At 72.9% G+C, this 12,071-nt stretch carries 11 protein-coding genes and 1 riboswitch; of the genes, 9 read left to right on the top strand and 2 right to left on the bottom strand.

The features are described from left to right. The first annotated feature begins 294 nt into the window (after positions 1-294). Entirely contained in the window at positions 295-999 is a 705-nt protein-coding gene (locus ACIBK6_RS35280) for an HNH endonuclease family protein (RefSeq protein WP_399056395.1), read from the top strand. 96 nt (positions 1,000-1,095) lie between these two features. Here the strand turns inward: ACIBK6_RS35280 and ACIBK6_RS35275 are convergent, their stop codons facing one another. Continuing rightward, positions 1,096-3,645, bottom strand: coding sequence for a YfhO family protein (locus tag ACIBK6_RS35275; protein WP_399056393.1), 2,550 nt, complete (start codon positions 3,643-3,645; stop codon positions 1,096-1,098). A gap of 345 nt (positions 3,646-3,990) precedes the next feature. On the opposite strand from ACIBK6_RS35275, the gene ACIBK6_RS35270 reads away from it, so the two are divergent. Next, positions 3,991-4,668, top strand: a complete 678-nt coding sequence (locus ACIBK6_RS35270; protein ID WP_399056391.1) for a SurA N-terminal domain-containing protein — start codon at positions 3,991-3,993, stop codon at positions 4,666-4,668. A 37-nt stretch (positions 4,669-4,705) separates the two neighbouring features. Next, on the top strand, positions 4,706-5,671 hold the full coding sequence (locus ACIBK6_RS35265; protein WP_399056389.1) for a nucleoside triphosphate pyrophosphohydrolase: 966 nt from the start codon (positions 4,706-4,708) through the stop codon (positions 5,669-5,671). Positions 5,672-5,840: 169 nt separating this feature from the next. Here ACIBK6_RS35265 and ACIBK6_RS35260 read toward each other — a convergent pair whose 3' ends face one another. Continuing rightward, positions 5,841-6,737 (bottom strand): alpha/beta hydrolase, encoded by an 897-nt coding sequence (locus ACIBK6_RS35260; RefSeq protein WP_399056386.1) that lies wholly within the window; start codon positions 6,735-6,737, stop codon positions 5,841-5,843. Between ACIBK6_RS35260 and ACIBK6_RS35255 the strand changes: the two genes are divergently transcribed. From ACIBK6_RS35255 to ACIBK6_RS35230, 6 genes are all read left to right on the top strand, one after another. Beyond that, positions 6,736-6,909 carry a hypothetical protein gene (locus ACIBK6_RS35255; RefSeq protein WP_399056384.1) on the top strand — a complete coding sequence of 58 codons (174 nt, stop codon included), beginning with the start codon at positions 6,736-6,738 and terminating at the stop codon, positions 6,907-6,909. The two genes, ACIBK6_RS35260 and ACIBK6_RS35255, sit on opposite strands and share 2 nt — an antisense overlap. A 9-nt stretch (positions 6,910-6,918) precedes the next feature. Further along, a complete protein-coding gene (locus ACIBK6_RS35250; protein WP_399056381.1) occupies positions 6,919-7,905 on the top strand; it encodes a helix-turn-helix domain-containing protein in 987 nt (328 codons plus the stop codon). Then, the gene (locus ACIBK6_RS35245; protein WP_399056380.1) at positions 7,902-8,063 is read left to right on the top strand and encodes a DUF6879 family protein; all 162 of its coding nucleotides are present in this window, start codon (positions 7,902-7,904) and stop codon (positions 8,061-8,063) included. Before ACIBK6_RS35250 ends, ACIBK6_RS35245 begins: the two co-directional genes overlap by 4 nt. Before the next feature lie 238 nt (positions 8,064-8,301). Continuing rightward, positions 8,302-9,585 (top strand): cytochrome P450, encoded by a 1,284-nt coding sequence (locus ACIBK6_RS35240; RefSeq protein ID WP_399056378.1) that lies wholly within the window; start codon positions 8,302-8,304, stop codon positions 9,583-9,585. A gap of 99 nt (positions 9,586-9,684) precedes the next feature. Beyond that, positions 9,685-10,665, top strand: coding sequence for a transglycosylase family protein (locus ACIBK6_RS35235; protein WP_399056376.1), 981 nt, complete (start codon positions 9,685-9,687; stop codon positions 10,663-10,665). 263 nt (positions 10,666-10,928) lie between these two features. After that, a riboswitch (cyclic di-AMP (ydaO/yuaA leader) is annotated at positions 10,929-11,096 on the top strand. 3 nt (positions 11,097-11,099) lie between these two features. Next, positions 11,100-11,825: a transglycosylase family protein gene (locus ACIBK6_RS35230; protein WP_399056374.1), complete on the top strand. Its 726-nt coding sequence runs from the start codon at positions 11,100-11,102 to the stop codon at positions 11,823-11,825. The last annotated feature ends 246 nt before the right edge of the window (positions 11,826-12,071 follow it).

Genomic DNA, 12,071 nt, shown 5'->3' with positions numbered 1-12,071 from the left:
GCGCTCCCGTGACCGTGGCCGACGAGCACCACCCCCCCGCTGTCGTGCGCCTCTGTTTTTGGGGGGGGGGGGGGGGCCGGGCCGCCGCCCCCCCCCCCCCCCCCCCCCCCCGCCCTCGCGGTGTCCGCCGGGGTGTTGTGGAGCGCGGTCCGCGCCCGGTCCCGTACGCCGGTCGCGCCGCGGTGATCAAGGCCGGACGGCTGTCCCTTTCGGGACCATTGGTCCGTGGTCTGCCGGGTAGGACTACCTAGGATGACGAGGTTCCGCCAACTCCTGCCAGGACGGCCCGCCTTGATGCGTACCTACCGAATCGCCCTCCCAGCAACCGCCCTCGCGGCTTCGCTCGTGCTCGCCGGATGCGGTGGTGACAGCGCCAAGAAGGCGCCCGGCGCCGCTTCCGGATCGCCGAGCGCCGCTCCCGGACCCAAGGGCGCGGCGGGCTCCGCGCTCGCTGCCGCCGACTCGCTCACCGTCAAGGGGCGGGCGCCGAAGACCGGTTACAGCCGCGACCAGTTCGGCAAGGGCTGGACCGACACCGACCACAACGGCTGCGCGACCCGCGAGGACATACTCAAGCGGGACCTCAAGGACGTGAAGTTCAAGGACAAGTGCGACGTGGCGTCCGGGACGCTCGTGCGCGACCCGTACACCGGGGAGTCCATCCAGTTCCAGCGCGGCGCCAGCAAGATCGACATCGATCATGTGGTGGCGCTGTCGGACGCCTGGCAGAAGGGCGCCCAGCAGTGGGACAAGCAGAAGCGGACCGAGTTCGCCAACGATCCGCTCAATCTGATCGCCGTGGACGCGAGCGCCAACCGCCGCAAGAGCGACGGTGACGCGGCGACCTGGCTGCCGCCCTACCAGGCGTACCGCTGTACGTACGTGGCGGACCAGGTGGCCGTGAAGAAGAAGTACGGGGTGTGGGTGACGGACGCCGAGAAGGCCGCCATGAAGACGGTCCTGGACTCCTGCCCCACCCAGCAGCTCCCGGCGGGCTGATCCGCCGGCCCCGTCGGTCCCCCCTGGCCCGCCGGCGCGAGGTCCGCGGGGGCTGGGCGGGCGCTTCGCGGGAAGCGGCGTATTTCGGGTGCGAGCCTACTGTGGCTGGTCGCTCCCCCACGTTCTCGGCTTCGCTCGAACAGGGGGGACCCCCATCGCGGCGGAGCCGCATGGTGTCACAGCCCCGCGCCCCTTCAGGGCGCCGACCCTGCGCCGCAGTGGCCCCCACGACGCCACCCCCGCGAGCGCCAGCAGCGCTCCCCCTCCCACCAGTGAGCCCGAACGCAGGCCCGGTGGGCGGAAGTTGCACTCCAGCGACTGCGCCCGGCCGGTCAGCGGGACGGCGACCAGGCCCAGGTAGTCGCCCGCCGGGGTCGCGGCGGACCCGTTCACCCGGCAGGTCCAGCCCGCGATGCGGGGCATCGCGAACACCGCCGTACCCGTCGCGCCGGGCGGGAGTTCGGCGCGTACGCCGCTGTCCGAGACGTCGACCTTCGTTGCGCCCGTGGTGCGCAGCCGGTCCACCGCCCGGTTCAGGGCGGCCCGGTCCAGACAGCCGAGTTCCGCGTTCCGGTCGGCGGGGGTCAGCGTGATGTGCGAGGCGCGGCCCGGGCCCGCCGAGGTGCCGAACGGGATCAGCGGGGCCCGGCGGCTGGGGGCGCCGCCGCGCATCTCGACGGCCGGTCCCTGGCCCAGGCGGGCGCTGCCGAAGTGCTCCGGGGCCCACAGGAAGATGTCGGTCCCGCCGGGGCAGCCCTGCGCGAGGGTGCGCGTCGTGTACACCCGGGCGCCGAGCAGGAGTTCCTGGTTGCGGAACGGGTTGCTGCCGTACGCCGGTTGGGGTGCGGGCGGCCGGACGGTGACCAGCGGCGGCGTCGCGGCGGCCCGGATCAGCGAGGGGGTGCCGCCCTTCTCCGCGACCCGCACCCGCGCGCCCACCGAGAAGATCGCGTCGGTCACCGGGTTGTCCAGGCTCTGCACCGCCCGCCCGCGCGAGGTCCAGCCGCCGCCGAGCGCGGTCATCGTACGGTTCAGGACCTCCGGGGTGAGGCTGGAGTAGTAGGCGCCGCCCTCGCCGCCGAGCAGCAGCGGGTCGTTGTTGGTGATCTGCCGCTGCCCCGGATCGGTGCGGTGGGCGGGCCAGCCGGACGCGTCCGCCTCCAGCGCGGCCCGCGCCGAGTGCTCGGCGCTCCAGGCGGGGTAGCCGTCCATCCGGGCCGCCCGCTGCTGGTCCCCGTACGCCGCCGTCACGCCCGCCTGGGCGATCTGCGCGCCCGCAAGGAGGGCGAGCGCTGTGATCACGATCCCGCGCCGGCCCCGGCGCATCAGGAGCAGAGCGCCGACCGCCGCCGCGAGGCCCAGCGCGAACAGCGGGTACGTCCATGCCGAGATCAGCTCGCTGAAGGCCGCGCCCGCCGCGATCAGGGCCAGTACGCCGCCCCCGCCGAGCAGCGCGCGGCGCCCGGGGATCCCGTACGACAGGGAGATCCAGGCGGCGATCACGAGGATGCCGCACAGCACGAAGGTCTGCCGGTAGGGGCTGCCGTTGGGGGTGGCGAAGGCGTGCCAGGCCAGATGGGTGGGCTTCCACTGGAAGGACACCGCGACGGCGAGGGCGAGGCCGGTCCAGGCGTAGCGCTCGCGGCGCGGGACCGCGCGGTGGAAGGCGAGGGTGCAGGCGAGCAGGAGTGCGCCGGTGCCGAGGAAGACGGCGGGGGAGGAGAAGGAGTACGTGCCGGGCAGCGTGCGGGCCAGGTAGTCCGGCCAGGAGACCGGCTGGAACTCCCGCACCCAGCCCGGATGCGCGTGTTTGGTGCCCAGATAGATGGTGAACAGCACGGGTGCCGAGAGCCCGATGCCGATCGCGACCGACCGCGCGGCCACCAGGACGGCCCGCACCCGGCCCCGCGCATCGGTCTCGCGGTCCACGAACAGCAGCAGGAGCAGGACGAGACCCGCGCCGATCGTCGCCATGTACGCCGTGTAGAAGTTGGCGATCCAGGCGAGCGCCACGACCAGCGGTCCGACCACGGGCCGCCGCCCCGACCTCGCCCACTGGACGACCAGGCACAGCAGCGGGAAGGCGATCAGGCCGTCCAGCCACATCGGGTTGTACGTCGACTCCAGGACCGACCAGCCGCACAGCGCGTACGAGGCACCGAGCACCCCCGCCGCCCAGCAGTGCCGGGCCGCCGGGCGCAGCGCGAGCAGCAGCACCGTCATGGCGACGGCCGCCGCCGCCATCTTCAGCACGGTGATCACATACACCGCGAGGTCGATCCGGTCGCGCGGGAAGACCCCGACGAGCAGGGCGAACGGGCTGCTCAGATACGTACCCAGGTCGGGCAGGAACGAAGTGCCGTACCCGGACTGCCAGTTGAGGAGCAGACCGCCGTCGGCGCGGCCGTGCAGCAGGTCCCACAGGTGCTCGTGGAAGGGGATGAACTGGTTGCCCAGGTCGTTGATGCTGCGGGTGTGGCGCTGGAGCGGGCCGAGCGGGATCACCCCGGCGACCGCGTCCGCGCCGCACACCGCCAGGAACGTGATCAGTGCGGAGAGGGCGGCGGCCCGGGTGCGGGGCCGGCGGGCGGCTGCGATCCGCACCGGGGCCACCGGCAGGGCGGGGGCGGCTTCGAGGGTCGGCATCGAGGTCCTTTGCTGTGCGCTGCCGTCGAATATGCCGGACCCCCGACGGCAACGCAGCGGGCCGGGGCTTCAGTTCACGCAATGGACGGCGCGGCTTCACCCCGCTTCACCCGCGCGACCGACAAGGGTTGCGAATCGTTGGGCGAATCAGTGGCCCCGGCCTCGCCGACTGCCTACCATCGATCACCGCAAGGTATTGGGGGGTGTCCGGCGGGTCAGGGTCGGACGGGGCGGGGCGCGGCGAGGTGCCGTGCCGGACCCCGCGACCCCGGCCGTGACCCGCCGGACACCCCCCAGCAAGGTCCGTCGCCACGCCGCACGTATCTGCTCCGCCGGGAGGCTCCTTTGCACCGCCGTCGTCGCACCGCGCTCTCCGTCTCCGTCGCCCTGCTCGCCGCGGGCCCGCTCCTCACCGCCTGCGGCAGTACGGCCCACCCGGGGGCCGCGGCCGTCGTCGGGGGCGAGCGGATCGAGGTATCCGCGCTCCAGGCCGAGGTCAAGGACGTCCGGACGGCGCAGCAGAACTCCCCGCAGTCCGCCCAGCTGATCAAGGACTCGGGCCAGCTCGGCCGCGTCAAACTCAGCAACCTGATCTTCGACAAGGTGCTCGGGCACGCGGCCGACCAGGCCGGGGTGAGCGTCAGCCGCAAGGAGATCCAGGACGCACGGGCCGCGATGGTCCAGCAGGCCGGCGGCGAGGACCAGCTGCGCCAGCAGGCGCTCACCAACGGCGGGCTCGCCCCCGACCAGATCGACGCGTACGTCCAGCGCCAGGTCACCGAGCAGAAGCTGGCCGCCAAGATCGGCGCCCGCACCCAGCAGGACCTGCTGCCCGCCCTGGTCAAGGCCTCCAAGGACCTCGGCGTGGACGTGAACCCGCGCTACGGCAGCTGGAACGCCAGCCAGATCCAGCTCGCCGACTACCAGGCCCCCTGGATCGCGAAGACCAAACAGGCCGCCGCCCCCCAGGCCGCCCCCGAGGACCAGCAGAGCACCCCGGGAGACCCGGCCTCGACGGGCTGAGCGGCAGCGCCTCGTGAGCCAGCGGTAGGTTCGACGGGTGACTGCTGTTGAAGAACCCGGCCGAATCGTTTTGCTCACCGCGAGCCACCGGGTCGCCCCCGGACTCCTGTCCTGGCCCGCGTGGCAGACCCTGCGCGCCGCCGACCTCGTGCTGTGCCCCGACGCCGGGCACCCGCAGCTGCCGTATCTGCGCGAGGCCGGCGTCGAGGCCGAGGTCTCGGCGCCGGACGCGCAGGAATTGGTGGCGGCCTGCGCCGGGGGCCGTACCGTCGTCGTGCTGCCCTCCGGCGAGGGCGACCGGCGGCTGACGGACGGGCTCGCCCGGCTCGCCGGCTCCGGGCGGGTGCAGATGCCGGACCTGGAACTGCTGCCCGGCTCCTACGATCTGCCGGGCGCCCGCCTCCTCGACCTCGTCCAGGTCATGGACCGCATCCGCCGCGAATGCCCCTGGTCCTCGCAGCAGACCCACAAGGGCCTCGCCAAGTACGCCCTTGAGGAGGCGTACGAACTGGTCGAGGCGGTGGAGGAGGGCGACCGCGACGAGCTGCGCGAGGAGCTCGGCGACGTGCTGCTCCAGGTCGTCTTCCACGCGCGGATCGCCGAGGAGGACCCGGAGGCGCCGTTCTCCGTCGACGACGTCGCGGGCGGCATCGTGGAGAAGCTGATCCACCGGCATCCGCACGTCTTCGGCGACGAGAGCGCCGAGACGCCCCAGGAGGTCAAGGAGCACTGGCTGCGGATGAAGGCGGTCGAGAAGCAGCGGGCGTCGGTGACGGACGGGGTCCCGCTGGGCCAGCCCGCGCTGGCGCTGGCCGCGAAGCTGTCGGCCCGGACCAGGACCGCGGGCCTGGCGGTCCCGCTCCCCGCCGGTGAGGGCGTGGGCCACCGCCTCCTGGCCCTTGCGACCGAGGCGGAGGCGTCCGGGGTCGACCCGGAGGCCGCGCTGCGGGCGGCTGCACGGGCCTACCGGGCGGCGATCCGGGCGGCGGAGGAGGCGGAGTAGCCCCCGCCGCCAGGAGGTGCCGTGCCAGGCGTCGCGACCCCGGCCATGATCCGCCGGACACCCCCTAGGGTGGCCGGGCAGGTCGCGGCCGTCTCACTCGGCCAGGGCGCGGCGCAGGGTAGTGGTGAATTCGGTGAGCTGCCGCCCGGGCCGGTCGGTCGCGGCTGCCTTACTCGGCGAGGGCGCGGCGCAGGGTCGTGGTGAGTTCGGTGAGCTGCCGCTGGGAGATCTCGGCGGACAGGATCGCCTGCGACCCGTGGAACGTGCCGGGCCACTGGTGCAGTTCGGCCGGTACGCCCGCCTGGAGCAGGCGCAGCGCATAGTCGATGCCTTCGTCGCGGTTCGGGCACAACTCTGCGGTGGCGATGTAGGCGGGCGGCAGTCCGGACAGGTCGGCGGCCCGGGCCGGGGCGGCGTACGGCGAGGCGGGCGTGGCGCCCAGATAGTGCCCCCAGCTCGCGGTGACCTTGCCGCGCGTCAGCCACGGCGTGTCGGTGAAGTGCCGCGCCGACCACGTCTCCTGCCGGTCGTCGAGCTGGGGCTGGTTGAGGAGTTGGAAGCGGATCGGCGGGCCCTGCTCGTCACGCGCCCGCAACGCCACCGCCGCCGCGAGCCCCGCACCCGCGCTGTGGCCTGCGACGGCGATCCGATCCGGGTCGATGCCGAGCTCGGCCGCGTGCTCGGCCGTCCAGGCCAGCGCGGCACAGGCGTCGTCCAGGGCGGCCGGGAACCGGTGCTCGGGGGCCCTGCGATAGCCCACCGAGATCAGCACCGCGCCGGAACCGTCCGCGACCCGGGCGGCCCACGGATGCTCGGTGTCCAGGTCGCCCATCACGAAACCACCGCCGTGCAGCCAGACGACGGCGCCCTGCGCCCGGCGCGGGCGGTAGATCCGTACCGCCACCTCCGGATCGGCGGCCACCGTGCGGTCCTCGATCTCCAGGCCCGTGGTGTCCGGCGCGGGCGCCGACATGGCCAGCCGGGCGAGGCCCTCGCGCGCGGCGGCCGGGTCGGACAGGTCCGCCTTGGGGAACAACGGGAGAAATGCTTCCAGTTCAGGGTCCATGCCGGCCATCCTCGCGGCCGCCACCGCCCGGGGTCGTCCGCCATCCGTCGGCCATCAGGCCCGGATCCCGCGCCGATTGGCGCTTATGCTCGGGATCATGGAGGCACTGGTCCTGCGGCTCTCGAACCTGGACGCACAGGCCGAAGGCGCGCTGCGCGTCGTCATGTTCTAGGACACGCTGATGCGCCGCCGGGTGGATCTTCCCGCGCTGGCCCGGGCCTCGGCGGGCCTGGCCGAGTGCGCGGCCGGGATCCGGCTGCACGGCACGGGGCGGGCGACCCGCATGGCGCCCGACGGCCGGGAGGCGCCCGGCCCGCCGTCGCCCGCGTCCACCAGGGTGGCGATCACGCTGGACGAGGAGGAGATCGGCACGGTGTGGCTGGAGCGCCCCGGCTCGCCGGGCCCGCTCGACGAACTGCTCCTCGAACGGCTCGCCATCGCCGCCGCCGCGGTCGTCGAGCGGTACGGCCCGGCCCGCACCACCATGGCCGACCCCGCCCTGGTCGAGCTGGTGATCAGCGCCGACAGCGACGAGGCGGCCAGAGCGAGGGCGCTGCGGCTGCTGGGTTTCGCCGCCGATCTGCCGGTCCACGTCGTCGCCGTACGGTCCCGGCTCCCGCTCGACCGGGTCGCGGGCCTGCTCTGCCCGGCCCGCCCGGTGAAGGCGGCACCGCTCGCCGGGGTGGGCGTCGTCCTGGCCACCACCACGGACCCGGCCCGGCTTCCGGCAGGCGTACGCGCGGGCATCGGCGCCGCCGACAGCCCCGACCGGTGCTGGCTCGAAGCCCGCACCGCCCTCCGCTTCACCACCGCGCGCCGGCCGGTCGTCCACTACGACGCCCTGGGCGCGCTGGCACTTCTCGCGCAGGTACCCGAGGAAGCCGCCCGGGACAACGCCGACGTGGCCGCGATCGCCCGCATCGCCGGCAGCCCCGACGACCTGGCGACCCTGGACACCTACTGCGCCACCGGCTCCCTGCGCCGGGCCGCCGACCGTCTCCACCTGCACCACAGCAGCGTCGCCCGCCGCCTCGAACAGATCGGGAAGACGCTGGGCATCGAACTCACCGAGCCCACCGGCCTGTTGCGGGCCCGACTCGCCCTCACCGCATGGCAGTTGCTCGACGACTGCCCGGAGAAGAGCGCTGGCTTTTCGATTCGCGCGTGATCGCGCGGATTCATTTCGAGGGCGACGACCGGATGACCGGCGTCGAACTGATCACGGCCCCCGTGGAAGTGGTGCGTGCCTGCCAGGTCCGTGATGCGGCCCGGCATCACGCCGTCCCCTGCGACGTGTTCGCGGGCCAGGTGCCGTCCACCGAGTGACCACCGGTTTCCAGCGAGCAAGAGCCGCCCTCGGCGCGCGGCTGCGTGAGCTGCGCACCGAACAGGGTTCTACGGGGCGCGAGTTGGCCCAGGAGATGGGGTCGAACTCCGCCTCCGGTATCGGCAGGACTGCATGCCGGCGGCGGATTCCCGCTCCTCCCGCCCCGACGGCGGGGTCGCAGGGCAGGGAGCAGAGCGCGCCCCCTCCCCTAAGAAGGAGGGCGGTTAGTGTCGGAGCATGCACGACCAGCCGTCCATCCCCGACGCCCCCGAACTCTTCACCTGGGAGTTCGCCACCGACCCGTACCCGGCCTACGCCTGGCTGCGCGAGCACGCCCCCGTGCACCGCACCAAGCTGCCGAGCGGCGTCGAGGCCTGGCTGGTGACGCGGTACGGGGACGCCAAGCAGGCCCTCGCCGACCAGCGGCTCTCCAAGAACCCCGCGCACCACGACGAGCCGGCCCACGCCAAGGGCAAGACGGGCATTCCGGGCGAGCGCAAGGCCGAGCTGATGACGCATCTGCTCAACATCGACCCGCCGGACCACACCCGCCTTCGGCGCCTGGTGGCGAAGGCGTTCACCCCGCGCACGGTGGCCCAATTCGCGCCGCGCGTACAGGAGTTGACGGATCAGCTCATCGACGCGTTCGCGGCGAAGGGCGAGGCCGACCTCATCCACGACTTCGCCTTCCCGCTCCCCATCTACGCCATCTGCGATCTGCTCGGCGTCCCGCGCGAGGACCAGGACGACTTCCGCGACTGGGCGGGCATGATGATCCGACACGGCGGCGGCCCGCGCGGCGGCGTCGCCCGGTCGGTGAAGAAGATGCGCAACTACCTCGCCGAGCTCATCCACAAGAAGCGCGAGAACCCCGGCGACGACCTCATCTCCGCGCTCATCAGGGCCAGCGACCACGGTGAGCACCTGACGGAGAACGAGGCCGCCGCCATGGCCTTCATCCTGCTGTTCGCCGGATTCGAGACGACGGTCAATCTGATCGGCAACGGGGTGTACGCCCTGTTGCGCAACCCGGAGCAGCGCGAGCGGCTCCAGGCCTCGATCGGCGCGGGGGAGAGCGGGCTCCTGGAGACCGGCGTCGAGGAACTGCTGCGCTACGACGGGCCGGTCGAGCTGGCCACCTGGCGGTTCGCCACCGAGCCTCTGACGATCGGCGGCCAGGACATCGCGGCGGGCGACCCGGTGCTCGTGGTGCTCGCCGCGGCCGACCGCGATCCCGAGCGCTTCGCCGAGCCCGACACGCTCGACCTCGGCCGCCGGGACAACCAGCACCTCGGATACGGCCACGGGATCCACTACTGCATCGGTGCGCCACTGGCCCGGCTCGAAGGCAGGACGGCGCTGGAGACCCTGCTGCGGCGCCTCCCTGACCTGCGGCTCGCGGTGGAACCTACCGATTTGCGCTGGCGCGGCGGGCTCATCATGCGCGGACTGCGCACCCTGCCGGTCGAGTTCACGCCGCCGCCCGGAACGACCTCATCTGACGAACCGTCAAGACTGTGACTTTTATGTGATCCCGGGTGCATCGACTTGTGACAGGCGTTCGAGTACGGCTACGTTCACCGTTCATTCGGCTCAGCAGTCACACGGAAGGCCTTATCCATGCGCTCCGGGAAGCATCGTCGGCCCCGCCAGGCACCCGCTCTCGTCGTCGCGGCAGGGGTGACCGGATCGGCCATCGCACTTCCGCTGCTCGCCGCGACCGGCGCCAACGCCGCGGACGCGCACTCCTGGAACCAGGTGGCCACCTGTGAGTCCGGCGGAATGTGGAGCGCCGACTTCGGCAACGGCCTGTACGGCGGGCTCCAGCTCTCGCAGGACACCTGGGAGGCCTTCGGCGGTACGGACTACGCCCAGCGGGCCGACCTCGCCAGCCGCGCCCAGCAGATAGCCGTCGCCGAGAAGGTGCTCGCGGCCCAGGGCACCAAGGCCTTCGCGAACTGCTCCAGCGGGCTCACCAAGGGCGGCGGCGCGGCCGATGTCGACCCGGGCCTGCCCGCGACGCCGGACCCGGCCGACCCGCTCGGGTCCATCGTGCCGACCGCTCCGGCGACCAAGGCGCCCGTCGCCCCGACGCCCGCGGTCCCCACCACCCCGGCCACGCCCTCGCCGGGCGCCACGAAGCCGGCCGACCCGGCCAAGCCGCCGACGCCCTCCGCGTCCACCCCGGCGAGCCCCGGCAAGCACCGCGGGGCGCCCGCACCGGAGGAGAGCAGGGGCGCGACGCCCGGCACCACCGGCTCCGGCACCGGTACCCCGACCGGACAGCCCGCCCCGACCGCCCCCGGCACTTCGGGCAGCCCGGCCGACGGCCGCGATGCGGGACGGCACGCCTCGCGAGGTGACGGTGGATCACGTGAGGCCGGCAACACCCCGGCCGCGAGCGGCGACTACACCGTCCGCCCCGGCGACAATCTCTCGGTCATCGCCGACGCGAACAAGATCCAGGGCGGCTGGCCCGCGCTCTACCACGCCAACGAGCGGCTGATCGGCACCGACCCGAACCTGATCCTGCCTGGCCAGAGCCTGCACCTGAAGGCCGCCGCGGCTGCCGTCGCCGCCCCGAACTCGGTACCGAAGTAGGGGTAGTTCGAGGGCGTATGTCCGTTCTGTCCAAGTGAGACATGGGTCTCTTCGCCCCAACTGGCGTGTCCCGTCTGCCCGGTCCGTCCGTCCCGCCCCCGACCTGCGGAAACGCCCCTTCTGTATCGGCAAGTAGGGGCGTTTTCTCCCCGATGGGCGTCTTTGAACATTGGCGGGCCGTGTGTTTTCGTCGGAACCGCTCGTCACCACGAGCCCCGTCGACCGAGCACGCCGAATCCTGCCGTCGGCCGACGGGAACAGTCGACGCTTATGCGCCGTAGGCAGGAGCGGGGGACCCAAGGTAAGTGCCGGGCCCGGCAGTTGAAGCAACTGTCGGCCGGCTTGGGGTGAAGACGGGCGCTGGGGCGCTCGGCCGGGCAGCTCACGCCCGAACCCGACAGCTCACCTCGCAGGCGTCGGTGAGGAGAACCTCCATGCTGCTTTCCGGCAAGGGCAAGCACCGTCGCCCGTCCAAGGCCGTCCGTGTCGTCACGCTGGCCGGCGTCACCGGCGCCGCTGTCGCCGCCCCGCTGATGGCGGCCGGCTCGGCCTCCGCCGCCTCCGTCCAGACCTGGGACGCGGTCGCCCAGTGCGAGTCCGGCGGCAACTGGTCCATCAACACCGGCAACGGCTACTACGGCGGCCTGCAGTTCTCGCAGTCCTCCTGGGCCGCCGCCGGCGGCACCCAGTACGCCGCCCGTGCGGACCTCGCCACCAAGGGCCAGCAGATAGCCGCCGCCGAGAAGCTGCTCGCCATCCAGGGCCCGGGCGCCTGGTCCTGCGCCGGCGCCGGCAACCTGACCTCCGGCGGCGCCAAGGCCAACGTGGACACCTCCGGCTCGTCGTCGTCCTCGTCCTCTTCGTCCTCTTCTTCCTCGTCGTCCTCTTCGAAGTCGTCGCCGTCCTCGAAGCCGAAGACCAAGCCGCAGCAGAAGACCCAGCGCACCGAGTCCGCGCCGGAGGCCAGCCGCGGCGAGCAGCGCACCGAGCCGGTCAAGCAGGGCAATGGCGAGTACACCGTCAAGGCCGGCGACACCCTCGGCCAGATCGCTTCCGCCAACGGCACCAAGGGCGGCTGGCAGAAGCTGTTCGAGCTGAACAAGGACATCGTCAAGGACGCCGACCTGATCTACCCGGGTCAGAAGCTCCACCTCGGCTGAGGCCGAAAAGCCCCAAGTCCCCCCGGTCCGGCGCGCATTCCCCCGTACGCGCCGGGCCGGGGTTCGTTCTGTTACCCGGCAGTAGTCCTGCGGTCCTTTGACCGGGATTCAGGGTCCTTGGGCCCTTTTTCGTCCCAGGAGGCGGGCACTCGGCTGGCCGGAGCCCCGGAGCCGGTTAGGCTCTTGTCGCAAGGCCGCAGCGACCCCTGCGCGGCCCCGCACTGCTTGCGTCACATCTAGCGTCAC

Source organism: Streptomyces sp. NPDC050485 (assembly GCF_044458185.1).
Lineage (GTDB): Bacteria > Actinomycetota > Actinomycetes > Streptomycetales > Streptomycetaceae > Streptomyces.
This window is presented reverse-complemented; position numbering and strand designations above follow the sequence as displayed.

Excerpts from the sequence above, each read along its gene's own strand:
- ACIBK6_RS35250 (WP_399056381.1), top strand. The coding sequence starts at position 6,919 with ATGCGCCGCCGGGTGGATCTTCCCGCGCTGGCCCGGGCCTCGGCGGGC.
- ACIBK6_RS35275 (WP_399056393.1), bottom strand. The coding sequence starts at position 3,645 with ATGCCGACCCTCGAAGCCGCCCCCGCCCTGCCGGTGGCCCCGGTGCGG.
- ACIBK6_RS35255 (WP_399056384.1), top strand. The coding sequence starts at position 6,736 with ATGCCGGCCATCCTCGCGGCCGCCACCGCCCGGGGTCGTCCGCCATCC.
- ACIBK6_RS35230 (WP_399056374.1), top strand. The coding sequence starts at position 11,100 with ATGCTGCTTTCCGGCAAGGGCAAGCACCGTCGCCCGTCCAAGGCCGTC.
- ACIBK6_RS35280 (WP_399056395.1), top strand. The coding sequence starts at position 295 with ATGCGTACCTACCGAATCGCCCTCCCAGCAACCGCCCTCGCGGCTTCG.
- ACIBK6_RS35240 (WP_399056378.1), top strand. The coding sequence starts at position 8,302 with ATGCACGACCAGCCGTCCATCCCCGACGCCCCCGAACTCTTCACCTGG.
- ACIBK6_RS35235 (WP_399056376.1), top strand. The coding sequence starts at position 9,685 with ATGCGCTCCGGGAAGCATCGTCGGCCCCGCCAGGCACCCGCTCTCGTC.
- ACIBK6_RS35260 (WP_399056386.1), bottom strand. The coding sequence starts at position 6,737 with ATGGACCCTGAACTGGAAGCATTTCTCCCGTTGTTCCCCAAGGCGGAC.